Consider the following 23,310-nt stretch of genomic DNA (forward strand, 5'->3'; position numbering starts at 1 on the left):
TGATTGCTGTATTTCGGACGACCGACTACATTCCCACCATATGAGCCTCCGCGAGCAGCTGTGCGAGTACGGCCGGCGCGCCGTCGAGCTCGGTCTGGTCATCGGCACCTCGGGCAACCTGAGCGTGCGCCAGGGCGACCTGGTCGCGGTGACGCCGTCGGGGGCGGCGCTCGACCGGCTCACCCCCGAGATGTGCCCGATCGTGGACGTCGAGGGCTACCTGGTGGAAGGCGAGCTGCAGCCGTCGAGTGAGACGCCCATGCATCTCGCCGTCTACGAGACCACCGACGCGCAGGCCATCGTGCACACGCACTCGGTGTTCGGCACCGTCGTGGCGACCACGATGACCGAGCTGCCGCCGGTGCACTACAACGCGCTGCTGCTGGGCGGCGTGGTCAGGGTCGCCGAGTACGCCACGTACGGCACCCCTGAGCTGGCCGCCAACGTGCGGGCGGCGCTGACGGGCAAGCGGGCCGCCCTGATGGCCAACCACGGCGGGGTGACCATCGGGGCGACGCTGGAGGAGGCGTTCGAGGCCACCCGGCTGCTCGAGTGGCTCTGCGAGGTCTACGTCCGCGGCCTCGGCGTGGGCAAGCCGACCATCCTGACGGATGAGCAGCTGGCCGCGGTGGTCGAGCGCGCCTGCAACCCACCGCAGTTCCCCCGGCGTTAGGCCGGGGCCGCAGGGCTGACCCGGCCTTACTCCGTTCGGCGGGCTCCTTCGCCATGTGCCGCCTTCTCCGCCAGGCCCAGCGGCAGGCCGCCGGAACCGGCGATCTTGTCGTGGAACTCCTTCAGCGAGCCCTGGAACGACGCGCGGATGCGGTCGATCTCGATGGCGCCGGTGAGATAGGAGGGCGCCTGCGTCGGCCACGCGCAGTAGCGGTTCACCTCGCCCTGGGCGGTGCCTGGCGACAGCGACGCCTTCGTCGCCATGAACGTCTCGGCCTCCTCGATCGACATGTCCTCGCAGTGCAGCGCCGTGTCCACGACGATCCTGGCGGCGCGGAAGATCCGGCAGTCCAGGTGCGCCAGCTCGGTGGCCGGGGTGTCGAAGTAGCCCTGCTCGTGCAGGAGCTTCTCGACGTACAGGGCCCAGCCCTCGGTGAAGTACGAGGTGCGGAAGACCTTCCTGACCGTGCGCGGGTTGCCCGCCATGTACGACAGATGCCAGTGGTGCCCCGGATAGGCCTCGTGGACGGCGATCGACGGCATCTGGGCCCGCGAGTTCGTCCGCAGGCGCTGGCGCACCTGCTCGGGCGTGAAGTCGTCCGGCGTGTACGGCACGAAGAAGACGCCGGTCCGCGACCCCGCCAGCGGCGGCGGCGCCAGGTAGTGGGCGACGGACAGGATCGGCCGGGTGTACTCGGCGGACGGCAGCACGTGGCACTCCTCGCCGTCGGCGAACGTGACCAGGTCCCGCTCCCTGACGAACTCCCGTGCCCGCTGGGTCTCCGCCTCGTACTCGGCGCGCATGTCCGCCAATGTCGGCGGATGGTCGTCCATGAGGGACTCCATCGCGGCCCGCCAGTCCTCGGTCCCGTTGACCCGGACCGCCACCTCACGCATCCTGGCGTCCAGCTCGGCCCACGCGACCGTGCCCTTCTCGTGCAGCTCGGCGGCGCCGTACCCGAGGAGCTCGCGCTCGCGCAGCAGCGTGGAGTAGAGCCGCTCCCCCATCCGCCAGGTGCCACCGCACTGGAAGGCCTCCAGGAACGCGACAAGCTGGTCGAACGCCTCGGCGGCCGGCTCGGCGGCCGCCGCCAGCTTGGCACGCAGCTCGGGGTCCTCGACCATGCCGGGGATCGTCCTGGTGAGGAAGTTGCGGCCGGTGCGGGCCTGGCCGAGCCCTCGCTGGACCAGCAGCGGCGCGGCCAGGTCGGGGTCCAGGTTCGCACGGCAGGCCGCCAGCACGCCGGGCACCTCCGCTAACCGGGAGATCGCGGCCGGCACCAGCTCGGACTCGGGCTTGAGCCGCCGCTGGAGCGGCGTGTACATGGAGTTGAAGATCGGCGAGAGGTAGGCCGCGGGGTCACGGCGCCACTCGGGCCAGGACGCCAGCGCGATGGAGCCTCGCAGCTGCGAGCAGACAAGGTCTCTGTCGATCGCGTCGTCGAGCGACGCGGACTCGGCCGCCGACAGGCGTTCGAGCCAGCGGGCCTGCTCCTGCTCACGGAGGGTGAAGGCAGAGGCGGTGAAATCGCCCAGGGTGTGATCGTAGCCCTCGGCTCCCAGGAAGCCGGCCACAACGGGGTGGTGGGAAAAGTACCACTTGAGAAACTCGTCCACCGGTGCACCATATCCTGAGCAAATGCCCCTGCAGATGACTGGCGCGCTCGGCGACCCCGACCTCATTCGCCTCCCCTGGGACGTTCCACTCGAAGACTGGCCGCAACATCACCTGGTCGATCTCCCGCGCGGCATCTCGCGGCACGTGGTGCGCTTCGCCCGGCTCTCGGGCAAGGTGTACGCGATCAAGGAGATCAGCGAGCGCTACGCCAAGCGCGAATACCAGTTGTTGTGGGACCTGGCCCGGCTCGACGCGCCCGCCGTGGAGCCGGTCGCGTACGTCACCGGCCGCGAGCACGGGCTGGACGCGGCGCTGATCACCCGGCACCTGCAGTTCTCGCTGCCCTACCGTGCGGTCATGTCGGGCACGCTACGCCCCGACACGCTCACCCGGCTGCTCGACGCCCTGGCCGTGCTGCTGGTGCGGTTGCACCTGAACGGCTTCTACTGGGGCGACTGCTCGTTGTCCAACACGTTGTTCCGCAGGGACGCGGGGGCGTTCGCGGCGTACCTGGTGGACGCCGAGACCGGCGAGATGCACCCGATGATCAGCAACGGCCAGCGGCTGGCCGACATCGACGCCGCTCACACCAACATCTTCGGTGAGATGCTCGACCTGGAGGCCGGCGAGCTGCTGCACCCGTCGATCGATCCCATGGAGACCGCCGAAGACGTCGTCGCCCGCTACCACCGGCTCTGGGACGAGATCAACGAGAGCGAGATCATCGAGGAGGTGGACTGGCACCGCGTGGAGCAGCGGATCAGGCGGCTCAACCTGCTGGGCTTCGACGTGGCCGAGATGATGGTGCGGCGCAAGGTCGGCACCGGCCGGCTCATCGTCCGGCCCAAGGTCGTCGACTCCGGCCACCATCAGCGGCGACTGCTCCGGCTGACCGGGCTCGACGTGGAGGAGAACCAGGCGCGGCGACTGCTCAATGACCTCGACGGGTTCCGGGTGGCCAAGGGGCTGCGGCACGAGGACGAGGCCATCGTGGCGCACAGGTGGCTGGCGGAGGTGTTCCAGCCGACGGTCGAGGCCATTCCCGCGGAGCTGCGCGGGAAGCTGGAGCCCGCGCAGTTGTTCCACGAGATACTCGACCACCGCTGGTACCTGTCGGAGCAGGCGGGCGCCGACGTCGGGCTGGCGGCGGCCGTGAAGTCGTACGTGGACAACGTGCTCGTCCACAAGCCCGACGAGAAGGCGCTGTTGCCGGAGGACGCCGCCCAGTAAGCCCCGTTCAGTAAGCCACCGTGATGCGCCGGCGCGGGTGGGCGCCGTTCTCCAGCTCGTCCGCGACGGCGACCGCGTAGTCCTCGGCGGAGATGAAGCTGCGGCCCTCCGCGTCCACCAGCAGCTGGTCGCCGCCGATGCGGTAGACCCCGGTGCGGTCGCCAGGCGCGATCTCGGCGGCCGGTGAGATGAACGTCCAGTCCAGGTCCTCCACCTCCCGGAACAGGCGCAGCACGGCACGCCCCGCCAGCGCCTCCTTCTTGTAGATCTCCGGGAACTCGGGCGTGTCGACCAGGTCGACCCCGGGGGCGACCTGGAGGCTGCCGGCGCCGCCGACGGCGATCAGGCGGCGCACGCCGGCCACCCGCACGCCGTCGATCAGCGCGCGATAGGCGGCGACGAAGGGTGCTTCCGGCTCGGTGCCGTCGCGTGGCGGGCTGATGGCGGAGACGACGGCGTCATAGCCCTTGGCCAGGGTGGCGGAGTCGCGGACGTCGCCCCGGACAGGGCCAGAGCGGCTGACGCCGGTCACCTCGTGCCCGCGATTGGTGAGCTCTGCGACGATGCGCTGGCCGACCATGCCGGTCGCGCCAAAGACGAGAATCTTCATACCGGCAAGAGTATCCATCAGATACTGGTTACTTCATCGTGCTATAAGTACCTTATGGATACCGGTGATGTCTTCGACCCCAACTGCCCGACCAGGGTGGTTCTGGATCGGATTGGGGACAAGTGGTCGGTGCTGGTGCTGCTCAGCCTCATCGACGGGCCGATGCGGTTCACGCAGCTCCGGGCGCGGATCGGCGGGGTCACGCCCAAGGTGCTGACGCAGACGTTGCGGGCCATGGAGCAGGACGGGCTGATCACGCGGGAGGTGTTCGCCGAGGTGCCGCCGCGGGTCGAGTACACGCTGACGGATCTCGGGCGCTCGCTGCACGAACCGATCTCGGTGGTGGCCACGTGGGCGGAGCGGAACGTGGCCGAGATTCTCCGGTACCGCGAGAAGTCCGCCTGAGCGGCCCGCACACCGGTGCGGGCCGCCGGGAGTTCAGGAGCTCGTGAGCTTGGTGATCTCGGTGACGATGTCGGGCCACAGGGCGCGCGGCAGGTCGTGTCCCATGCCGGGATAGGTCACCAGCCTGGCTCCGGGGATGGCCGCCGCCGTGGCCCGGCCGCCCGCCACGGGGACGAGCGGGTCTCCCTCGCCGTGCAGGACCAGCGTGGGCACGGACACCTGGGCGAGCAGCTCCGTGCGGCCGCCCGAGGCCATGATGGCGGCCAGTTGCCTGGCCGTGCCCGCCGGGTCGAAGCACCGGTCGTAGGCCGTCCCGGCCATCGCGATGATCCGCTCGCGGTCCAGCTCGTAACCGGGCGACCCGATGACGGACCAGGTCCGCAGCGCCTGCTCCAGCACGCCGTCGCGGTCGGCGGGCGGCGTGGCCGTCAGCACCGCCAGTGCCTCCGCGGTCGGCGGGGCGGACTCCGGGCCGGGCGTCGACATGATCGAGGTCAGGGTCAGCACCCGTTCGGGATGCCGGATGGCGAGGGCCTGGGCGATCATCCCGCCCATCGACGCGCCGACCACGTGGGCGGCGGGCCACCCGAATGCGTCCATGAGGCCGGCGGCGTCGTCCGCCATGTCGTCGAGAAAGTACGGCGTAGGCGCCCCCGCCTGAGGGACACCCGCGTCGTGGAAGTGCGTGGACAGACCCGCGTCGCGGTTGTCGAACCGTACGACGTGGTGTCCCTGCTCCGCCAGGAGCCGGCAGAGCTCCTCGTCCCAGTGGATGAGCTGGGCGCCGAGCCCCATGATGAGGAGCAGGGGCCGTCCGGCCGGCGAACCGAAGGTCTCGTAGGCGATGTCGATGCCGTTGGCGGCTGCGCGCATGGTCACGGAGACCAGAATGACATTCTGGTCTCGCGCCGTAAAGTCAGCGCTTGACGAGCCTGCGCACGCGCTTGTGGCCGAGCACCACGCCGCCGCCGGCCAGGGCCAGAGCACCCGTGAGGAGGGCGCCGCCCACGCTGCTGGACTCCTCGACCTCTCGCGCGGGGGTGACGGAGGACACGGGAGCAGCCGCGACGGCGTTCGCGGGAGCGGGTGCGGCCTTGCCGCCCGCCGGCTCCTCGGTGGGCTTCTCCTCAGCGGGTTTCTCGGCTGGCTTCTCCGCCACGACCTGCGGAGGCTTGGCCGGGTTGGTGTCTCTCTTCGCCCAGGCGCGGGTGGAGAAGGGCACCGGGTAGTTCTTCTTGCCGAGGCCGTCACCCCACTTGGTGATGACGTAGTCGATTTTGATGTGCCCCTGGCCGCCGACGCCGTCCACGCCGAGCGTGCCGGAGTTGAACGAGCCGCCGGTCAGGTCGGCGAAGGTCTTGGCGTCCAGGTCGAGCATGATGCCGCGGTTGGAGGGCACACCCGGGCCGCGGTCGCCGACGAAGAACGGCATCTTCTTGCCCTTGTAGACCACATATCCCTCGGTCAGCAGCGGCCAGCTCGGGCTGGCCGCCATACCCTTCTGCATGGGCTTGCCGCTGGCCGGCAGGCCCGTGTCACCGTTGCGGCCGGAGGAGTCGTCCCAGAAGTAGGACGCCGTGGTGGAGCCCTTGAGCAGAATCTTCTCGTCAGTGTCGGAGTCGGCGCGCGCCGACGCGCAGGCGATGGTCATCGTGCCGACGGCGGAGGCGGTGAGCAGGGCGATGCAGGGCAGGCCGAAGAGAGCAGACATGAAGAGTGAGGTCCTTTGCGAGGGGACAGGGACACACGCTCACGAAGAGAGGGCATAGCGGGGCAGAACGCCGAAAACAGTCGCTACGCGGAGCGCGGAAAGAGCCTTGGGGGGAAGGGGCCGCTCAGTAGGCGATCGGCACTACGCGGTCTGGGGGTACGACGCGGTGATACACGAATGCTGTGTCCTCTCCATCACGCCTACCGGGTTAGCTGACGGGTTCGGGCGTGGAGATGCCCTACCGGCACGTGGCCGGATTCACCCCAACGAATTGGGTCCCCGGTTCCCGACTGATCGGGATTCGGCGCCAACCGGCTGTCCCTCCTGGGTAAGGGCCACGTCACCGGCTGGTCAATGGCCAACACTGTAACCACGTATTCCGGACATAGGCAAACAAACCATCAGGAATCAGTCTAAAGATCTACCTATACTGGCAAAGCAAAAGGGGGTACGGCATGCCGTACCCCCTCGAAATTTCAGGCTCAGCCGCCGCTCTTGCGCCTGAACGATCTTTTACTCGCAGCCGGACCGTGCGCCCCGTGGATCTTCGATGGGTCGCCGCCCCTGCCACCCGCGCCCGAGCCCGCGTGCTGGTTGCGCTTGCGCTCCAGCGCCTCGCGGAACTTGCGCTTCATCTCGTCCTCGGGAACTTCGCTGTTTTCCGGCTCGGGTGTATCCGCCATGAGGACCTCCATGGTGTTGGGGACAATCACAGCTTCGCACGGCCCCGCCGATGGCGCGAAACCGGGGCGGCCGCCTTGCCTGTCGACCTCGGATGCCTTGAGTAAAGACGAACTGTTCCTGGTATTGCGTTGGGGCGCATCCGGAAAGAGAAGCGACATGATGGTCAACCCCCCGGAGCGGCAATGAGCGTCATCGGCAACGACCTGGCGATGGACCTCGGGGCGGCGAACACGCGGGTGTACGTCAAGGGCAAGGGCATCGTCCTGGACGAGCCCTCGGCCGTCGTGTGCGACGCCGAGACGGGCAAGGTCCTCGGGTACGGCGCGACGGCCGCCGGCGTGCCCGGCGTGACGTGCTGGCCGATCAGCGACGGCCTGCCGGCCGACAGTGAGCTCACCCGGCGCCTGGTCCGGCATTTCATCTGCAAAGTACACGGACATCCCTTCGCCCGGCCACGCGTGGTCATGGCGCTGCCCGACGGCTGCACGCCGATCGACCGGGCGGCGCTGCGGGACCTGGCGTTCGAGGCGGAGGCGCGCGACATCCTGCTGATCCCGCACGCATTGGCGGCGGCGCTCGGCGCGGGCGTGCCGATCAAGGACTGCGCCGGGCGGATGGTCATCGACATCGGGCGCGACGCGGCCAGGATCGCGGTGCTCTCGCACGGGACCGTCGTGGCCTGCGGCACGGTGCCCGTCGGCGGCCATGCCATGAGCAGGTCGATCGCCCGCCTGGTCGAACGCGAGCACGGGCTGCTGATCGACGAGGACGAGGCCGAGACGGCCAAACGGCGCGCGGGCAGCGAATGGAAACCGCTGGACCGGCAGGTGCTGGTCCGCGGCACGGACACCGAGACCGGCCACGAGCGGACGGCGGCGCTGCCCGTACAGCTGATCTACGAGGCGACCAGGCAGCCGGTCGAGACCATCGAGCGGGCGGCAGTCGGGATCGTGGAGGAATGCCCGCCGGAACTGGTGGCCGATCTCGGGGAACGGGGAGCGGTGCTGGTGGGGGGTGGCGCGCTGCTGCGCGGGCTGTGCCGGCGGCTGCGTACCGCCTTGTGCATGCCGGTGCGCCGGGCCGAGCGGCCTCTGGAGTCCGTGGCGCTCGGCCTCGGACAGTGCGTGGACGACCTGGGACTGATCGCCAAGCTCAGAGGCGCCGCCAAATGAACCCTGGCCCGGCGAACCTAGCGTTCGTCGACCAGTTCCCCCGTCTCTGCCGACGGATCCTGGGCCACCTCGAACGCGGCCTTCGCCTCCGGCAACGTGTGCGCGACCTCCATCGCGGCCTCCAGGTCGGCCTGCGACTCCCAGCGCCAGATGTCCACCCAGGTGCGTTCGTCGATCCGGGTGAGGCTGGCCTCCGTGGGCCCGGATCTCCGGGCCCGGAGTGCGGCGATGAGGGCCACGCGCCGGGTGAGCACCTCTTCGGTGGCGGCGGGGTCGGCGGTGAAGCGGGTGGTGCGGATGATCGCTGTCACTGTAGTTCCTTTCTAGAGTTCGTATCTAGCTAACGTAACTAGAGTTAAACTACAGCCATGGCTGACGTCAAGAGGGTGAGCAAGCGCACGCAGAAATCCAGGGAGACGCGCAGGCGGATCCTGGAGGCGGCCGGGGAGTTGTTCGTGCGTGACGGCTACGGCACCACGAACCTGCAGGATGTCGCGGACAAGGCGGGCGTGGCCGTGCAGACGATCTACTTCGTCTTCGGCAACAAACGCTCACTGCTGAAGGAGCTGGTGGACATCACGATCGCGGGGGACGACGAGCCGGTGGCGACCATGGACCGGCCGTGGTTCCGCGCGGCGATGGCCGCCGAGCGGGCCGATGAACACCTGCGGGCGCATGTGCGCGGCGGGCGGGGCGTGCTCGAACGGGTCGCGCCGATCATGAAGGTGCTGAGCACCGCCGCGGCGATGGATCCGGAGGTGGCGGCACTCTGGTCGTACGACGTGGATCCGCGCTACACGGTGCAGCGGGCCGCGGCCGACGTGCTCATGACCAAGCCGGGGGCACGACCCGGCGTCTCGGCCGCGTTCGCGGCCGATGTGCTCTACGCGCTGCTCAGCCCGGAGCTCTACCTGCAGTTCGTCGAGGATCGCGGCTGGTCGCCCGAGCAGTGGGAGGAGTGGGTCCACCGGACGCTGGCCGCCCAGCTCCTCCAACCGGCGTGAGGCGACGGCGCGCGCCCGATCGGGCGCGCGCCTACGGCGTGGACAGTGCCTCCGTCGGGGACAGGCGGGAGGCGCGGATCGCCGGGTAGAGGCCGGCCATGGCGCCGATGGCCAGCGTCGCCGCGAGGCCGCCGACGGTCGCCCAGGCCGGGACCACGGAGGGCCAGCCGCTGTAGAGCGCGTACCCCATCGTGACGGCGGTCCCCAGGAGCACACCGCCCGCTCCCCCCAACGCCGACAGCAGCAGCGACTCGGCCAGGAACTGGGTACGGATCTGGCCGCGGGTCGCCCCGAGCGAGCGGCGCAGGCCGATCTCCGCGCGGCGTTCCAGCACCGAGATGACCATGGTGTTGGCCACGCCGACACCGCCCACGAGCAGAGCCACCGCGCCCACGCCCAGCAGGAGGTTGGCGAACGCCTGGCTGGTCGCCTGCTTGGCGGCCAGCGCGTCGGACGGGCGGGAGACGTCCACCTCGTTCGGCGCCTCGGGGTTGGCCGTGCCGGCCAGGACCTGCCGTACCGCCTCCAGCTGGGCCTCCTCCGAGCGGGTGTACAGCGTGGTCGGGTGCCCGTCGAAGTCCAGCCGTTCCTCCGCCACCGGCCAGCCCACCATGACCCCGGCGTCCAGGTCGGTGGCGAGCGCGACCGGGTTGAGCACGCCGACGACGCTGAAGCGCTGGCCGCCGACGACCACCTGCGTGTCCTGGGTGACCGAGCCGATCCCGAGCCGCTGGGCGGCGGACGAGCCGAGCACGGCCGCCGGATACCGTTCGGTGGCCTGGTTGAGCCAGGTCCCGCTGCGCAGGGTCGCGCCGACGGTGGCGGGCAGGTCGAGGCGGGCGGCGTACGTGCTGATGCCGCCTGTCTGGGCCTCGGGGATCTGCTCGGACCGGTAGACCTTGGCCTCGGAGACCTTCGCCACCGCGGAGGCGGCCTCCACCGGGCCGATGCGCTCGATCATCGCCTCGGCGTCCTTCGGCATCTGCGCCGCCTCGCCCCTGAGCGTGGTGCCCGACGAGACGGTGAGCAGGTTGGTGCCGAGGGCGGAGAGCGTACGGTCGAGCTCGGCGCCCGAGGAGGACGAGAGCCCGACCACGCCCACCATGGCCGCGATGCCGATGGCGATGCCGAGCGCGGACAGGAACGCCCGCAGCGGGCGTGTCCGCAGGCCGACCGCGCCGACCCGCATCACGTCGCCCGGCCGCATACTGGCCGGGGCGAGCTTGGGCCGTTTCACCTCGACGACGGTCATCACGCCACCCCTGATTCGGCCATATCCGACGTGCCCGAGTCCGGCACGATGCCCGACCTGCCCGAGTCCGGCACGATGCCCGACCTGCCCGAGTCCGGCACGATGCCCGACGTGCCCGAGTCCGGCACGATGCCCGACGTGCCCGAGTCCGGCACCATGTCCGGCACGGCGCTGTCCGCGATGATCTCACCGTCACGCATGCGCACCTGACGGGGCAGGCTGGCGGCGATCTCCCGGTCGTGTGTGATGATCACGATGGTGGTGCCGGACGCGTTCAGCTCGTGCAGCAACTCCATGACCCCGGTGCCGGACACCGAGTCCAGTGCGCCGGTCGGCTCGTCGGCCAGCAGCAGCGGCGGCTCACCCGCCACGGCCCTGGCGATGGCCACGCGCTGCCGCTCGCCGCCGGACAACTCGTGCGGCTCGTGGTCCATCCGGTGCCCGAGTCCGACCCGTTCGAGCGCGGCCGCCGCCCGGCGGCGCCGCTCGGACCTGCCCATGCCGGTGTAGATGAGGCCGTCGGCCACGTTGTCCAGCGCGGGGACCTTCGCGGCGAGGTGGAAGTGCTGGAAGACGAAGCCGATCGTGGTGGCACGCAGCGCCGAGAGCTGACCGTCGGACAGCTTCGAGACGTCGTAGCCGTCGATGTGGATGGTTCCCGAGGTCGGCCGGTCGAGGGTGCCGACCACGTTGAGCATGGTCGACTTCCCCGACCCCGACGGGCCGGCGATGGCCACGAGCTCGCCGTGCTCGATGCGCAGCGACACCGAGTCCAGCGCCGTCACCCCGCCGGGGTAGGACTTGGACACATCCGTCAGCGCGATCATGGGGTACGTCACTTCGGCATCCCCACAGTCATGCCTTCGGTGAGCCCGTCGCCCTCGACCTCGACCCGCCCGCCGGCGAACAACCCCGTCTCGACGGCGATGTACCGGGACCTGCCGCCTTCGATCACCTCCAGGCCGAACCCGCCCTCCTGCAGCGCCACGAGCGCCGCGACCGGCACGGTCAGCACGTTCTTGCGCTGGGAGGCGGTGAACGTCACGTCCACCGACGCCTTGTCGAGCCCCTTGGCGGCCTTGGCGTTGCCGATCGAGACCAGCGCCTCGACCCGCGTCTCGGGGTCGGCGTCCTGGCTCTCGCCGGGCACGATGACCGTGGCGACCTCGGTGACCTTGCCGTTCACGCTCTTGCCGTCGGGCAGCTCGACTCCGACCTTGGCCCCCTTCTTGGCCATCCGCTGGTCCTCGGCCTCCAACTCGACGGTGACGACCTTGGACGTGCCCGTGTACGTCAGGACCTTCTGGCCGGGCTGGGCCGGCTGGCCCTCCTCGGACTCGATGCTCTCCACGCGTACCTTGCCGGGCGCGAAGACGACACGGCCCAGCTCGACCACGCCGGTCTCGTCCAGGCCGCGGTCCTCCTGCCACTCCAGGACGGCCTCGTAGGTGTCATACGTGTACTCGTCGTCGACCGTGAAGCCGTCGTAGCCGAGCTTGCTGAGGTTGCGCTCCAGGTTCTCCACGTCCTTGCCCTCCACGCCGATCTTGAGGTCGCGGTAGGCGGGCGTGTCGCCGTACATGAGCGTGACGGGGTCGTTGTCCAGCCGGTACAGCGACTTGCCGCGGGTGACCTGCCGGCCGCTCTCGGGCAGCCAGGTGATCGTGCCGGGCTTCCTGGTCACCGCCGTGGTGACGGGGCCGTAGCCGAGCTCGCCGTCGGCGTCCATGGTGTCGTTCAGCGTCTGCCGTGCCACCGTGGCGGTGGCCGGGGGCAGGACGGCGGCCGACTGGGTCGGGCCCGAGGCGCCCTCCAGCAGGCCCGCGCTGTTGATCGCGACGAACCCGCCGCCCGCGGCGACCATCACGATCAGCAGCCCGACGACCGCCTTGCCCCGCCCGCGACGGCGGCGCGGGCGGGGCGGCGTCGCGTCCGGCTCCGCCTTTCCGTCGATGGTGGCCCCACCCTTCACAGGCCCCATTTACATGCCTCCCATGCCCGCCTCGGACATCTCCTTCTGGCACTTCTCCTGGGCGGACTTGAAGTCGGGGTCCTGGCCGACGTCGCCGGTGATGCGCATCATGCCGCCCTCGGGGTCCGGGTACTTCTCCACGCCGTTGTCCCGCATGCACTGTGCGACCTTGCGGAGGGCCTCGGCCCGCTTGGGGTCGCCGCCGCCCGCCCGCTGGCCGCTCGGGGCGTACTGCTTGCAGGCCTCCTGGGCCTTCTCCATGGTCTCCCTGGGCGTGTTCTTGTCGAGCCGCATCATGATGCCCTTGCCCGGCTCGGGATCCGGCATGTCGATGCCGTTCTCGCGCATGCACTGGGCGTACTTGAGTCCTCTCTCCTGCGGGTCCTCGCTCGGCTTCGGGCTGGCCGCGGCCTGGTTGCCGGTGCCGGTCACCGAGGCCACCTCCGAGCCGCCGTCGCCACCGCCGCCGCAGCCCGTCAGCAGAATGGTGGCGGCAGCGGCCAGTGTCATGAGACCTCGTGCTCGCATGGATGATCTCCTCCGTCGAATCAATGCCGTTCGAGGGGAGATGCAATAGGACCCGCCGTTTCCTCAGCGTTTCCGCCCGTGCCGATTTCTTCCGGTGCCGATTTCTTCCGGTGCCGACTTCTTCCTGTGTTGCCTTCTCCCACGTCGCCTTCTTCGGGCTTACTTCGACCAAATGCCCCCTAGGCCACACTCGGCTCTGTAAGCGGAAAGAAAGGGCCTGAGGTACGCCATGCGGGTGCTGGTGGTTGAGGACGAGCGCATGCTCGCCGGCGCGATTGCCGAGTGGCTGCGCGAGGAGACCCACGCGGTCGATCTGGCACACGACGGCGAGGCGGCGCTGGAACGGATCGCAGTCAACGACTACGACGTGGTCGTGCTGGACCGCGACCTGCCGCGGGTGCACGGCGACGACGTGTGCCGGGAGCTGGTCGCCTCGGAGTCCGACGCGCGGGTGCTGATGCTGACGGCCGCCGCGCAGCTCGACGACCGGGTGACGGGGCTGTCCATCGGGGCCGACGACTACCTGTCGAAGCCGTTCGCGTTCCCCGAGCTGGCCGCCCGCGTTCTGGCGCTGGGGCGGCGCTCGCGGCCGGCCGTGCCACCGGTGCTGCGCCGGGCCGGGATCACGCTGGACCCGGCGCGCAGGGAAGTGTTCAGGAGCGGGCGGTTCGTGCCGCTGTCGAAGAAGGAGTTCGCGGTGCTGGCCGAGCTGATGCGGGCGAACGGCAATGTGGTCTCGGCCGAGCAACTGCTGGAGAAGGCGTGGGACGAGCACGCCGACCCGTTCACGGGGGCGGTCCGGCTCACCATTCTCAAGCTGCGCCGCAAGCTCGCCGACCCGCCGGTCGTGGAGACCGTGCCCGGGGTGGGGTACCGGATCGCATGAGACCACCGCGCCTCCAGCCCACGTTGCGGCTACGGCTCACCCTCGTCTACGGCGCCGTCTTCATGCTCGCCGGGCTGACCTTGCTGGGCGTCACCTATTTGCTGTTCAACCAGCAGTTGACGCAGTCGTTCGAGAGCCGGTTCGCCTCGGAGCCCGGCCGGACCAAGAACCTGTTCTTCGTCAAGGACGGCGTCGTGCTGCATGGCCAAGCCGCGGTCGAGTGGCTGCGGCAGCAGGAGCTGGAGCTCCGCAGCGCCGCCGTCACCTCGCTGCTCACGCAGGGCGCGATCGCGCTCGTCGTGGTCGGCGGCTCGGCCGTCGGGCTCGGCTGGGTGGTGGCGGGGCGGGTGCTGGCGCCGCTGCACCGGGTCACCGACACCGCCCGCCGGATCGCCGCCGAGCCCATGGCCGAGCGCGGCCTGCACGAGCGGATCGGCCTGGAAGGGCCGGAGGACGAGGTCAAGACGCTGGCCGACACGTTCGACATCATGGTGGAGCGGCTGGACCACTCCTTCGACGGGCAGCGCAGGTTCGTGGCGAACGCCTCGCACGAGCTGCGTACCCCGCTGACGCTGAATCGGGCGCTGGTCGAGCTGGCCATGCACCGCCGTACGGCCTCGGCCGACGTCAAGGAGCTGGGCGAGAGCCTGCTGGAGATCAACGCCCGCCACGAGCGGCTCATCTCCGGGTTGCTGCTGCTGGCCAGGTCGGAGCAGGAGATCGCGGACCGCTCGCCGGTGGACCTGGCGGACGTGGCGGCGCACGTGGTCAGGCAGACCGCCGGGGACGCCGCCGAGGCCAAACTCACCGTGTACGAGGTGACCGCCCAGGCGCCGACGACCGGGGACGCGCTGCTGCTCGAACGGCTGGTGCACAACCTGGTCGAGAACGGCATCCGGTACAACGTCGACGACGGCACCGGGTGGGTGCGGGTGGTGAGCCGTACCGTGTCGGAGGGGAGGGTCGAGGTGGAGGTCAGCAACACCGGGCCGGAGGTGCCGCCGTACGACATCCCGCTGCTGTTCAAGCCCTTCCACCGGCTCGGCGCCGAGCGGGTGGTCACGGCGCGGAGCGCGGGACTGGGGTTGTCGATCGTGCGGTCGGTGGCGCTCGCGCACCGCGGCGACGTCAGGGCGCGTCCCCGTGAAGGCGGCGGCCTGGTCGTCACCGCCTCACTCCCCCGCGCCCGTCACTGATCGCGTGGCCAGAGGATCAGCCGGCATCCCCGGCCGGGTGTGTTGGAGATCGCTCGCCACCTGACCGGCTCGTCCCGCGCGTCGGCGGTCCGCAGCTCCGCGTGCCGGGCGAAGACATGCAGGAAGGTCCTGATCTGCATCATGGCCAGATGATCCCCGATGCACGTGTGGGTGCCGCCGCCGAACGGCATCCAGCCGTACCCGCTGGGCCGTTTGCCCAGCCAGCGTTCCGGGCGGAAGGCCGCCGGGTCGGGGTAGAGCCCGGGGTTGTGGTGCAGGGCCATGAGATGCACGGCGATCACGGTGCCGGGCCGGAGCGTCCGCGGGCCCAGCCGGTAGGGGCGCAGGGTGCGGCGGCCGATGAAGGTGACCGGCGGCCGGACGCGGAGCGCCTCGTAGACCACCGCGGCGGCGTACGACTCCCCATCGGCCGCGTCGGCCTCGGCGGTCAGGCGGCGCAGCACCTCCGGGTGCCGCGCGAGCCGCTCGAAGACCCAGGCGAGGCCGGTGGCGGTGGTGGTGCGCGCGCCCGCGATGACGCTCATCAGCTCGTCGCGGAGCGCCTGGCGGGTGAGGCGCGCGCCGCGCTCGTCGCAGGCGCGCATGAGCACGCCGAGCACGTCGTCGCGGTCCTCGCCACGTCTCCTGCGGCGGTCGACCTCAGCGTGGATGAGCCGGTCGCACGCGGCGTTCAGCCGACGGTACGACGGCCAGGCCTCGAGGGCTCCGACGTGCCGCAACGCGTACCGGACGGTGATCTCGTAGGAGTCGGCCCGGTTCAGCAGCCGCCGCAGCGGCGTGCTCCACTGGCGCAACCTGTGCGGGTCGTCGATGCCGAGCGCGACCTCCAGAATGGCGCGCAACATGGCGACGCGCAGCCTTGGGAGCAGCTCGAAGGGCGTGGCGGCCGGGCAGGCCAGCACCGTCTGCCTGGCGATCCTGGCGGTGCTCTCCCGCAGGTTCTGCAGGGCCGGGCCGCGCAACGCAGGTTGCATCACGGAACGCAGGCGGCGGTGGTCGGCGTCGGGCAGCACGGCCAGTCCCCGGCGGCCGATGACGGGCTCCTGGACGCGGTTGGCCGACGCCGCGTCGATGACCTCCCCCGAGCTCCGCATGACCTGCCTGATCAGAACGGGATCGCGGAGCAGCGCCACCTCGCCGACCCCGGGCAGCCAGGTCGTGATCACCTCGCCCGCCTGGTCGAAGGCACGCTCGACGGCCCGGCCGCCGAGGAGGAGGTAGGCGGGCATGAGTGGATGCGTGGTCACGATTCTCCTTGGAGCGCGACGAGCTCCCGGCGCTGCGCGCTGGCCGTGGTCCAGGGCGTCCACCAGTTGGCCCGGCCGGCCAGGCGCATGACGGCCGGGACGAGCAGCGTGCGGATGAGGGTGGCGTCCAGCAGGACGGCGACGGCCAGGCTCGCGCCGAGCATCTTGAGCGGGGCCAGGCTTGAGGTCGTCATGGCGGCCATGACGACGGCGAAGATGACGGCGGCTGAGGTGAACAGCCGCCCGGTGTGTTGCAGCCCGTCGGCCACGGCCATGATGGTGTCGCCGCTGCGGCGGTGTTCCTCGGTGATGCGGGCCAAGAGGAAGATCTCGTAGTCCATGGACAGCCCGAACGCCACGCAGAAGATCATGACGGGCACCAGGGCGTCGATGCTGCCGGTGAGCGTGAAGTCACCGACGAGCCAGCGCAGGTGGCCGTCCTGGAAGACGTGGACCAGCAGGCCGAAGGTGGCGCCCAGACTGAGCACGTTCATCAGCAGCGACTTGACGGCCAGCACGATGCGCCGCGTCAACGCCGTGACCAGGATGAACGTGACCACCGCGATCAGCGCCAGCGCCGGCGCCAGGCGGCCGGCGATGCCCTGGCGCAGATCGGCCAGCTCCGCGCCCGGGCCCCCGACGAGCGCCTCGCCGGGCGCGGGGACTTCGCGCAGGCGCACGGCCAGGTCGGCGTTGCCGACCGAGTACGGCTCGTACACGCTGGAGATCGCCAGCCAAGTGCCCGTGCCGTTGGTGAAGCGCAGGTCCGCCTGCGAGATGACCGTGTCGCGCAGGTACGTGCCGGTGACCGTGCTCACCTGGGCGACGCCCTCGACGGCCGCGACGCGGCGGGCGTACTCCTCCAGCATCCACTCGTCCCGCACCCGGGGCAGGACGATGAAGCCCGCACCGACGCCACCACCGCCGTCAAAGTCCTGCCGGAGGTCCCGGGCGGCCTGCGCCGCCGGCGCCTGCGGGGGCAGCACCCGGTCGTCGAACGTGCCGAACCGGGCGCCGAGGAACGGGCTGGCCAGGACGGCCAGCACCAGCGCGGTGGGCACGGCCACGAGCAGCGGACGGCGCATCACCGACACGGCCACGCGGAACCACCCCATGCCCGCACGACGCCGGCGACGCCTGCGTCGCCGCACGGACAGGCTGTTGACCCGCTCGCCGAGCAGGGTCAGCACCGCGGGCAGGACGACGAGACTGCAGACCGCGGCCAGGACGGTGATGGCGATGCCGCCGAAGGCGATGGAGCGCAGCATCGTGAAGGGGAACAGCAGCAACGCGCTCAGCGACAGGGTCACGGTCGCCGCGGAGTACGCCATGGCGCGGCCGGTGGTGCTCATGGTGACCGCGACGGCGGCCCGCGCGTCGCGCCCGGCGGCGAGCTCCTCGCGGAACCGCGTGAGAATGAACAGGCTGAAGTCGACCGCCAGAGCGAACCCGAGCATGCTGGCGATGCTCATCGCGAACACCGACACCTCGGTGACCTCGGTCAGGCCCCGCAACACCGCCATCGTGCCGACCACCGCCAGCCCGCCGACCAGCACCGGCAGCAGCGCCGCGACCAGGCCGCCGAACACGAACAGCAGGATCACCAGAGTCAGCGGGGCGGCGATCAGCTCCGCGGTCCGCAGATCGGCGTCGCTGCGGTCCTGGATCTCGACGCGTATCTGGGCCTCGCCGGTCACCTGGACCGTGAGCGGGCCGTGCCGGCCGGCCAGCTCGCCGGTCAGGCGGCGGGCGGTCTCGCTGCGCTGGCGGTCGTCCCCGCTCAACAGGGCCGCGATGAGCGCGCCGTGTCCGTCACGGCTGCGGAGCGCGGGATCGCGACCATCACGGCCGCGGAGCGCCGGATCGCGACCGTCCCAGTAGGACGTGACCCGCAGGACGGCAGGATCGTCCCCCAGCCGCGTGGCCAGCCGGCGCGCCGCGGCGGTGGTGCGGCGGTGGTCGACCGGCAACGCGCTCCGTACGAGCAGGATCAGGTGTGGTGTGCCGCCGCCGAAGGAGTCCTGCAGCAGCTCCTCGGCCCGCTCCGACTGAGCCCCGGCCGGCACCGTGCCCACGGTGGCCAGGTGCCGGTGCACGTCGTGCCCGGCCAGCAGGGCCGGCAGGAACAAGGCGGCGGTCAGCCACAACACGAGCTTGCTGCGCCGGGTGCGCGTCATGGTCGGGGTCCTTCTCAGGGAATGAGGTGCATGACCCGGCCGGCCGTGGCGAAGGCGGACAGGATCCGCTCGGCCTGGGCGTCGGTATGGGCCGCGGTGAGGCCGAGCCGGATGAGCGCCTGCCCTTCGGGCACGGACGGCGGGATCATGGCGGTGGTGAAGACACCCTGGTTGAACAGCTCGTTCCAGAACAGGTAGCACGGCAGGGTGTCGCCGATGTGCACGGCGACGATCGGCGTGCCGGAGTGGAGGATCCTGAAGCCCATCCCGGTCAGCTCGTCGCCGATCTCGGTGGCGGTGGCCAGCACCCGCTGCCGTCGTTCGGGCTCGTCGGTGATGATGTCGAGCGCGGCGAGCGTCGCCGCGGCCGACGCGGGCGGCAGCGCGGCGGAGAACACCATCGCGCGGGCGTGGTGGCGCAGGTGGACGATGACCTCCTCCGGCCCGGCGACGGCGCCGCCGATGGTGCCGAAGCTCTTGGAGAACGGCACGGTCTGCACGTCCACGGCCGATTCCAGGCCGTAGTGCTCGGCGGCGCCGCGACCGTGCGCGCCCATCACGCCGGCGTCGTGGGCGCTGTCCATGACGACGCGGACCCCGTGCCGGGAGGCGGCCTTGGCGATCCCCGGCAGGTCGCACAGGCCGCCCGTGGGCGAGAACATGCCCTCGGTGACGATCAGCGCGCCGCGGTCCTGCGCGCCGCGGTCCTGGTCGGCGCGCGCGAGCAGCGACTCCAGGTGCTCGATCTCGTTGTGCCGGTAGCGGCGCAGCCTGGCCTGGCTCACGAGCAGCGCGTCCACCAGCGAGGCGTGGATCAGGGCGTCGGCGAACACGAGATCGTCGCGGCCGACCAGCGCGGCCAGCGTGAGGTTCGCCAGGTAACCGCTGGCCAGCACCATGGCCGCGGGCCTGCCGAGGAACGCCGCGAGCCGGGCCTCCAGCTCCTCATGCAGCACCGTCGAGCCGCTGCTGGCCCGGGCCCCGCCCGTGCTGAGCCCCCACGTGCCGATCGCCCGGCACGCGGCCTCCTTCACCCGTGGGTCCGCGGCCAGGGCCAGATAGTCGCCGGAGCCGGCCATGATCAGCGTACGCCCGTCGATGACGACCTCGCCGGCGGCCGGACGCTCCTGGACCACCCGGTAGTGAGGCACGATCCCGCGCCGCCGGCCATACTCGAAGGCTTCGTGCGGACGGCATCTGGTGAACACATCGATCATCTCTTTGTCGCTCTTTCCGTCGCGTGCGCGGTGTCCTCGTACCTGGATCATGCCCCATAATTGACACTTAGAGTAGTCGATCAACTACCCTTGGTGCGTGATGGGGCTGGTCGAGCGGTGCGGCGGGGGACTTGCGGTGAGCGACAGAGTGATCGTGGAGCCGGTCGTCACGCGCCGCGATCGGGAGCGCTTCCTCGACCTGCCTTACCGGCTGCACGCGGGCGAGCCGCACTGGGTGCCGCCGCTGCGGCGGGAGGCCGGGCGGCTGATCAGCCCGCGGCACAACCCGTTCTTCGCGTACGGGACGGCGCGGTTGTTCGTGGCCCGGCGCGGCCCGCAGGTGCTCGGCCGGATCGCCGCCGTGCACAATCCCCGCCACAACAGCCGGTTCGAGGCGGCCGACGGCTTCTTCGGCCAGTTCGAGTGCGCCGACGACGGCGCCGCCGCTCGCGCGTTGATCGACGCGGCCGGTCACTGGCTCCGCGGACGCCGGCTGACCAGCATGATCGGGCCGGTCAACCTCACCACCAACGGCGAATGCGGCGTCCTCGTCGACGGCTTCGACACGCCGCCGCGGCTGCTCATGCCGTACAACCCGCCCTATTACGGTCCCCTGCTGGAGGCGGCCGGGTTGCGCAAGGCCAAGGACCTCTGGGCCTGGCGGCGCGGCATGCGGCCCTTCGACGAGCGCTTCAGCCGGGTCGCGGCCCGGCTCGAGCACCGTGCTCGCGTCCGCGTTCGCCCGATCGACCTGCGGGACTTCGACGATGAGCTGGCCCGCATCCGGCACCTGTACAACTCCGCCTTCGACGGGTTGTGGGGATTCGTGCCGATGACCGAGGGCGAGTTCGGCGCGCTGGCCCGGCAGCTCAGGCCGATTCTCGACCCCGGCCTCGTCCTGATCGCCGAGTCCGGCGGGGAGCCGGTCGGCGTCAGCATCTCGCTCCCGGACCTCAACCAGGCCCTGCCTGCCGCCCGTGGCCGGCTCACCACCTGGGGGCTGCCCCTCGGCCTGCTCCGCCTGCGCCGCGCCGCCCGCTCGATCGACGCGATGCGGTCGATCGTCGTGGGGGTCCTGCCGGAGCACCGGGGCCGCGGCGTGGAGATCCTGCTCTACGCCGGCACCCTGCGGGCCGCCGTGTCCGGCGGCTACCGCGACATCGAGCTCGGCTGGACGCTGGAGGACAACAGCGCCATCGTCGCCAGCCTGCGGGCCGCGGGATGCACGCCCGCCAAGACGTACCGCCTCTACCGCGGGGACCTGCCGTGAGCCGATATCTGCTGACCGGGGCGACCGGGTTCGTCGGCGCGCGGCTGGTGCCGATGTTGCTCGCGCGCGGCCACGCGGTCACCGCGCTGGCCCGGCCGTCCCCGCGCCTCGACGGCCTGCATGAGCGGGGCGTGCGGATCGTCGTCGGCGACCTGGCCACCGGAGAGGGCATTCCCGAGGCGATCGACGGCGTGGACCGCGTGATCCACCTGGCCGGTGTGGTGCGGAGCCGCACCGCGGCCGGGTTCGAGGCCGTCAACCACTACGGGACGCGCCGCCTGGCCGCCGCGCTCGCCGCCCGGCCCCGGCCGCCCCGGCTGGTGTTCTGCTCCTCCCTCGCCGCCGCGGGCCCCACCACGCCGTCCGGCCGGCCGTCGGCGCCGGTGTCCTGCTACGGCATCAGCAAGCGAGCCGGTGAGGAGGCGGTACGCCAGCACGCCTCGCGGCTGGCGGCCGTCATCCTGCGCCCGGCCATCGTGTACGGCCCGGGCGAGCCTGCCCTGATCCCTGCCCTGCTACCGATGATCCGCCTCGGCCTGGTGCTCAAGGCGGGGCTGGGCCCGCGCCGCTACAGCGCCGTCTATGTGGACGACCTGTGCACGGCGCTGCTCGCGGCCGCCGATCACGACAGCACCGTGCGGCCCGGCGATCCCGACGCCGGCCTCTACCCCATCAGCGACGGGACCCCGTACACGTGGCACGACATCTGCCACGCCCTGGCCCGGGCCGCCGGCCGCCCGCCCCCGCGCCTGCTGCCCGTCCCCATGCCCGTCGTCCGCGCCGCCGCGGCGGTCGCCGAACTCGCCGGCCAGGTCCCGGCGCTCAACCGCGACAAGGTCCGCGAGATGCGTCATCCCGACTGGACGTGCAACCCCGGCAAGGCCGCGCGCGATCTCGGTTTCAAGCCCACCACCAGCCTGCTGGACGGGCTCACCGCCACCCTTGCCGTGAGGTGACGCAGTCCCGCGTGTCCAGCCCCGTGAGCTCGCCCTTCTCGGGGAAGAAGGCGTTCATCGTGGAGCCGATGCCGGCTCTGGGCGTCCTGACGCCCTTCGGCGCGAAGAGCACGGCCACGCCGGCCTTCTTGGAAGATGTACAGGCCCACGCTGTGGTGGTTTTCGTGTGCTCCGCGACTTCACCACAAATCCGAGAAATGGGTCGCTTCAGGAAATGAGTCGCTATCGTACGTAAAGATCCACCGCACCCGTCCCTGGAGTCACTTCTCTCATGGCGCATGTCGAACCGCTGCGGGAGGACGATCCAGCGGCCGTAGGGGTCTATCGCCTGCTCGGCCGGCTCGGCGCGGGCGGGCAGGGGATCGTGTACCTCGGGCAGGCGCCCGACGGCAGGCCGGTGGCGGTCAAGGTGCTGCGGGACGGCGCGGGGTTCGACGACCGGCTCGCCAAGGAGATCGAGGCCGCGCGGCGGGTGGAGCCGTTCTGCATCGCGCAGGTGCTGGACGCGTCGCTGGGGCGGCGGCCGTACATCGTGACCGAGTACGTCGAAGGGCCGTCGCTGCAGCAGGCCGGGCGGCACGCCGGGGCCGACCTGCAGCGGCTGGCCGTCGCCACCGCCACCGCGCTCGTCGCCATCCACGAGGCCGGCGTCGTGCACCGCGACTTCAAGCCCGCCAAAGTGCTCCTCGGGCCCGGCGGGCCCCGGGTCATCGACTTCGGCATCGCCAGGGCCGCGGACGCCGCCGCCACGGTCACGAGCAGTATCGTCGGTACGCCGGCGTACATGGCGCCCGAACAGCTGGCCGGGCAGGCGGTGGGGCCCGCAACGGACGTGTTCGCGTGGGCGTCCGTCATGGTGTACGCGGCCACCGGCACACCGCCGTTCGGGCAGGACACGCTGCCGGCGATCATCAACCGGATCCTGCACAACGAGCCGCAGCTGGGAGATCTCCCGCACCCGCTGCGGTCGATCGTGTACGACTGCCTCGCCAAGGACCCGCGTGCCCGGCCCTCGATGCGGGATGTGCTGCTCCGGATGCTGGGCGGCCAGGACCCGGCACCAGGCGCAGGGCCGGTCCCGGTGTCCGCACCAGGTGCCGGGCCGATGGCGGCGCACGGCCCAGGACCGGTGCCGGGCGCAGGACCGATGCCCGGACCCGGGCCGATACCGGGACCTGGGGCTTTAGCCGGCGTTCCGGCGACCGGTGGTGGTCGTGGCGGCAGGCGGAGGCGGAGCGGTGTGCCGGTGGCCATCGGCGTGTCGGGAGTCGTGGTGGCGGCGCTGGTCGCCGGTGTCGTGTGGCTCGCCCCCTGGGCGGGTGTCCGGGCCGGCTCGCTGCAGCTCGCGCTCGCCTCGCCGACGCCATCCGCCCCTGCCACGCAGCCGCCCGCGACGACGACACCGACGCCGACGCGCAAGTCCACGCGTAAGCCCATCCGGACCCCCACCCGGACGCCCATGCGGACGAAGACCGCCAAACC

24 protein-coding genes and 1 riboswitch are annotated in these 23,310 nt (G+C 71.1%); of the genes, 10 read left to right on the forward strand and 14 right to left on the reverse strand.

From position 1 onward, the window contains the following. The first annotated feature begins 40 nt into the window (after nt 1-40). The gene (locus ETD86_RS22040) at nt 41-673 is read left to right on the forward strand and encodes a class II aldolase/adducin family protein (protein WP_138668047.1); all 633 of its coding nucleotides are present in this window, start codon (nt 41-43) and stop codon (nt 671-673) included. Between the two features lie 26 nt (nt 674-699). Here the strand turns inward: ETD86_RS22040 and ETD86_RS22045 are convergent, their stop codons facing one another. Then, nucleotides 700-2,289 (reverse strand): DUF885 domain-containing protein, encoded by a 1,590-nt coding sequence (locus ETD86_RS22045; protein WP_138668048.1) that lies wholly within the window; start codon nt 2,287-2,289, stop codon nt 700-702. A gap of 22 nt (nt 2,290-2,311) precedes the next feature. Here ETD86_RS22045 and ETD86_RS22050 point away from each other — a divergent pair, with 22 nt between their 5' ends. Continuing rightward, the gene (locus ETD86_RS22050; protein WP_211370225.1) at nt 2,312-3,520 is read left to right on the forward strand and encodes a DUF4032 domain-containing protein; all 1,209 of its coding nucleotides are present in this window, start codon (nt 2,312-2,314) and stop codon (nt 3,518-3,520) included. A gap of 7 nt (nt 3,521-3,527) precedes the next feature. Here the strand turns inward: ETD86_RS22050 and ETD86_RS22055 are convergent, their stop codons facing one another. Continuing rightward, on the reverse strand, nt 3,528-4,130 hold the full coding sequence (locus tag ETD86_RS22055) for an NAD(P)-dependent oxidoreductase (protein ID WP_138668049.1): 603 nt from the start codon (nt 4,128-4,130) through the stop codon (nt 3,528-3,530). A gap of 54 nt (nt 4,131-4,184) precedes the next feature. Here ETD86_RS22055 and ETD86_RS22060 point away from each other — a divergent pair, with 54 nt between their 5' ends. After that, the gene (locus ETD86_RS22060; protein ID WP_138668050.1) at nt 4,185-4,535 is read left to right on the forward strand and encodes a winged helix-turn-helix transcriptional regulator; all 351 of its coding nucleotides are present in this window, start codon (nt 4,185-4,187) and stop codon (nt 4,533-4,535) included. Between the two features lie 33 nt (nt 4,536-4,568). On the opposite strand, the gene ETD86_RS22065 is transcribed toward ETD86_RS22060, so the two are convergent. The 3 genes from ETD86_RS22065 to ETD86_RS22075 form a co-directional block, all read right to left on the reverse strand. Beyond that, nucleotides 4,569-5,408, reverse strand: coding sequence for an alpha/beta fold hydrolase (locus tag ETD86_RS22065; protein ID WP_170223208.1), 840 nt, complete (start codon nt 5,406-5,408; stop codon nt 4,569-4,571). A 43-nt stretch (nt 5,409-5,451) separates the two neighbouring features. Beyond that, nucleotides 5,452-6,246: a hypothetical protein gene (locus tag ETD86_RS59645; RefSeq protein WP_342779293.1), complete on the reverse strand. Its 795-nt coding sequence runs from the start codon at nt 6,244-6,246 to the stop codon at nt 5,452-5,454. Nucleotides 6,247-6,428: 182 nt separating this feature from the next. Beyond that, nucleotides 6,429-6,563: riboswitch (cyclic di-AMP (ydaO/yuaA leader) on the reverse strand. 165 nt (nt 6,564-6,728) lie between these two features. Continuing rightward, nucleotides 6,729-6,929 carry a DUF5302 domain-containing protein gene (locus tag ETD86_RS22075; protein WP_138668052.1) on the reverse strand — a complete coding sequence of 67 codons (201 nt, stop codon included), beginning with the start codon at nt 6,927-6,929 and terminating at the stop codon, nt 6,729-6,731. 183 nt (nt 6,930-7,112) lie between these two features. Here ETD86_RS22075 and ETD86_RS22080 point away from each other — a divergent pair, with 183 nt between their 5' ends. Then, nucleotides 7,113-8,102 (forward strand): rod shape-determining protein, encoded by a 990-nt coding sequence (locus ETD86_RS22080; protein ID WP_138668053.1) that lies wholly within the window; start codon nt 7,113-7,115, stop codon nt 8,100-8,102. 17 nt (nt 8,103-8,119) lie between these two features. Here the strand turns inward: ETD86_RS22080 and ETD86_RS22085 are convergent, their stop codons facing one another. Beyond that, nucleotides 8,120-8,413: a hypothetical protein gene (locus tag ETD86_RS22085; RefSeq protein ID WP_138668054.1), complete on the reverse strand. Its 294-nt coding sequence runs from the start codon at nt 8,411-8,413 to the stop codon at nt 8,120-8,122. A gap of 57 nt (nt 8,414-8,470) precedes the next feature. On the opposite strand from ETD86_RS22085, the gene ETD86_RS22090 reads away from it, so the two are divergent. Further along, on the forward strand, nt 8,471-9,106 hold the full coding sequence (locus ETD86_RS22090) for a TetR/AcrR family transcriptional regulator (RefSeq protein WP_138668055.1): 636 nt from the start codon (nt 8,471-8,473) through the stop codon (nt 9,104-9,106). 31 nt (nt 9,107-9,137) lie between these two features. Here the strand turns inward: ETD86_RS22090 and ETD86_RS22095 are convergent, their stop codons facing one another. The 4 genes from ETD86_RS22095 to ETD86_RS22110 are packed head-to-tail and all read right to left on the reverse strand — an operon-like array spanning nt 9,138 to nt 12,858. Further along, nucleotides 9,138-10,358, reverse strand: coding sequence for an ABC transporter permease (locus ETD86_RS22095; protein ID WP_246148075.1), 1,221 nt, complete (start codon nt 10,356-10,358; stop codon nt 9,138-9,140). Then, a complete protein-coding gene (locus ETD86_RS22100) occupies nt 10,358-11,185 on the reverse strand; it encodes an ABC transporter ATP-binding protein (protein ID WP_138668068.1) in 828 nt (275 codons plus the stop codon). Before ETD86_RS22100 ends, ETD86_RS22095 begins: the two co-directional genes overlap by 1 nt. 8 nt (nt 11,186-11,193) lie before the next feature. After that, a complete protein-coding gene (locus ETD86_RS22105; RefSeq protein ID WP_138668056.1) occupies nt 11,194-12,339 on the reverse strand; it encodes a peptidoglycan-binding protein in 1,146 nt (381 codons plus the stop codon). Next, a complete protein-coding gene (locus ETD86_RS22110; protein ID WP_138668057.1) occupies nt 12,340-12,858 on the reverse strand; it encodes a hypothetical protein in 519 nt (172 codons plus the stop codon). It lies immediately after the preceding gene. A 229-nt stretch (nt 12,859-13,087) separates the two neighbouring features. Between ETD86_RS22110 and ETD86_RS22115 the strand changes: the two genes are divergently transcribed. Next, nucleotides 13,088-13,744, forward strand: a complete 657-nt coding sequence (locus ETD86_RS22115; RefSeq protein ID WP_138668058.1) for a response regulator transcription factor — start codon at nt 13,088-13,090, stop codon at nt 13,742-13,744. After that, nucleotides 13,741-14,940, forward strand: coding sequence for a sensor histidine kinase (locus tag ETD86_RS22120; RefSeq protein ID WP_138668059.1), 1,200 nt, complete (start codon nt 13,741-13,743; stop codon nt 14,938-14,940). The genes ETD86_RS22115 and ETD86_RS22120 overlap by 4 nt, the downstream gene beginning before the upstream one ends. On the opposite strand, the gene ETD86_RS22125 is transcribed toward ETD86_RS22120, so the two are convergent. The 3 genes from ETD86_RS22125 to ETD86_RS22135 are packed head-to-tail and all read right to left on the reverse strand — an operon-like array spanning nt 14,934 to nt 19,602. Continuing rightward, entirely contained in the window at nt 14,934-16,208 is a 1,275-nt protein-coding gene (locus tag ETD86_RS22125) for a cytochrome P450 (RefSeq protein WP_138668060.1), read from the reverse strand. The genes ETD86_RS22120 and ETD86_RS22125 overlap by 7 nt on opposite strands. Further along, nucleotides 16,205-18,385, reverse strand: coding sequence for an MMPL family transporter (locus tag ETD86_RS22130; RefSeq protein ID WP_138668061.1), 2,181 nt, complete (start codon nt 18,383-18,385; stop codon nt 16,205-16,207). The genes ETD86_RS22125 and ETD86_RS22130 overlap by 4 nt, the downstream gene beginning before the upstream one ends. A gap of 14 nt (nt 18,386-18,399) precedes the next feature. Then, nucleotides 18,400-19,602, reverse strand: coding sequence for an aminotransferase class I/II-fold pyridoxal phosphate-dependent enzyme (locus ETD86_RS22135; RefSeq protein WP_170223205.1), 1,203 nt, complete (start codon nt 19,600-19,602; stop codon nt 18,400-18,402). A 136-nt stretch (nt 19,603-19,738) separates the two neighbouring features. Here ETD86_RS22135 and ETD86_RS22140 point away from each other — a divergent pair, with 136 nt between their 5' ends. Together ETD86_RS22140 and ETD86_RS22145 are read left to right on the forward strand one after the other, a co-directional pair. Then, nucleotides 19,739-20,872, forward strand: coding sequence for a GNAT family N-acetyltransferase (locus ETD86_RS22140; protein ID WP_138668063.1), 1,134 nt, complete (start codon nt 19,739-19,741; stop codon nt 20,870-20,872). Next, nucleotides 20,869-21,828, forward strand: coding sequence for an NAD-dependent epimerase/dehydratase family protein (locus tag ETD86_RS22145; RefSeq protein WP_246148076.1), 960 nt, complete (start codon nt 20,869-20,871; stop codon nt 21,826-21,828). The genes ETD86_RS22140 and ETD86_RS22145 overlap by 4 nt, the downstream gene beginning before the upstream one ends. Here the strand turns inward: ETD86_RS22145 and ETD86_RS55340 are convergent. Then, nucleotides 21,803-21,946 carry a hypothetical protein gene (locus ETD86_RS55340; protein WP_170223206.1) on the reverse strand — a complete coding sequence of 48 codons (144 nt, stop codon included), beginning with the start codon at nt 21,944-21,946 and terminating at the stop codon, nt 21,803-21,805. The two genes, ETD86_RS22145 and ETD86_RS55340, sit on opposite strands and share 26 nt — an antisense overlap. A 153-nt stretch (nt 21,947-22,099) precedes the next feature. Here ETD86_RS55340 and ETD86_RS57105 point away from each other — a divergent pair. Continuing rightward, nucleotides 22,100-23,310, forward strand: a 1,211-nt coding sequence (locus ETD86_RS57105; RefSeq protein ID WP_211370226.1) for a serine/threonine-protein kinase, incomplete at its 3' end; no start/stop codon positions are given.

It is taken from the genome of Nonomuraea turkmeniaca (genome assembly GCF_005889735.1).
GTDB lineage: Bacteria > Actinomycetota > Actinomycetes > Streptosporangiales > Streptosporangiaceae > Nonomuraea > Nonomuraea turkmeniaca.

What these genes read in the sequence shown, in the direction of transcription:
- ETD86_RS22050 (WP_211370225.1), top strand. Translation starts at nt 2,312, where the DNA reads ATGCCCCTGCAGATGACTGGCGCGCTCGGCGACCCCGACCTCATTCGC.
- ETD86_RS22060 (WP_138668050.1), top strand. Translation starts at nt 4,185, where the DNA reads ATGGATACCGGTGATGTCTTCGACCCCAACTGCCCGACCAGGGTGGTT.
- ETD86_RS59645 (WP_342779293.1), bottom strand. Translation starts at nt 6,246, where the DNA reads ATGTCTGCTCTCTTCGGCCTGCCCTGCATCGCCCTGCTCACCGCCTCC.
- ETD86_RS22065 (WP_170223208.1), bottom strand. Translation starts at nt 5,408, where the DNA reads ATGCGCGCAGCCGCCAACGGCATCGACATCGCCTACGAGACCTTCGGT.
- ETD86_RS22100 (WP_138668068.1), bottom strand. Translation starts at nt 11,185, where the DNA reads ATGATCGCGCTGACGGATGTGTCCAAGTCCTACCCCGGCGGGGTGACG.
- ETD86_RS22105 (WP_138668056.1), bottom strand. Translation starts at nt 12,339, where the DNA reads ATGGGGCCTGTGAAGGGTGGGGCCACCATCGACGGAAAGGCGGAGCCG.
- ETD86_RS22110 (WP_138668057.1), bottom strand. Translation starts at nt 12,858, where the DNA reads ATGCGAGCACGAGGTCTCATGACACTGGCCGCTGCCGCCACCATTCTG.
- ETD86_RS22090 (WP_138668055.1), top strand. Translation starts at nt 8,471, where the DNA reads ATGGCTGACGTCAAGAGGGTGAGCAAGCGCACGCAGAAATCCAGGGAG.
- ETD86_RS22055 (WP_138668049.1), bottom strand. Translation starts at nt 4,130, where the DNA reads ATGAAGATTCTCGTCTTTGGCGCGACCGGCATGGTCGGCCAGCGCATC.
- ETD86_RS22135 (WP_170223205.1), bottom strand. Translation starts at nt 19,602, where the DNA reads ATGATCGATGTGTTCACCAGATGCCGTCCGCACGAAGCCTTCGAGTAT.
- ETD86_RS22115 (WP_138668058.1), top strand. Translation starts at nt 13,088, where the DNA reads ATGCGGGTGCTGGTGGTTGAGGACGAGCGCATGCTCGCCGGCGCGATT.
- ETD86_RS22130 (WP_138668061.1), bottom strand. Translation starts at nt 18,385, where the DNA reads ATGACGCGCACCCGGCGCAGCAAGCTCGTGTTGTGGCTGACCGCCGCC.
- ETD86_RS22040 (WP_138668047.1), top strand. Translation starts at nt 41, where the DNA reads ATGAGCCTCCGCGAGCAGCTGTGCGAGTACGGCCGGCGCGCCGTCGAG.
- ETD86_RS22075 (WP_138668052.1), bottom strand. Translation starts at nt 6,929, where the DNA reads ATGGCGGATACACCCGAGCCGGAAAACAGCGAAGTTCCCGAGGACGAG.
- ETD86_RS22095 (WP_246148075.1), bottom strand. Translation starts at nt 10,358, where the DNA reads ATGACCGTCGTCGAGGTGAAACGGCCCAAGCTCGCCCCGGCCAGTATG.
- ETD86_RS22080 (WP_138668053.1), top strand. Translation starts at nt 7,113, where the DNA reads ATGAGCGTCATCGGCAACGACCTGGCGATGGACCTCGGGGCGGCGAAC.
- ETD86_RS22120 (WP_138668059.1), top strand. Translation starts at nt 13,741, where the DNA reads ATGAGACCACCGCGCCTCCAGCCCACGTTGCGGCTACGGCTCACCCTC.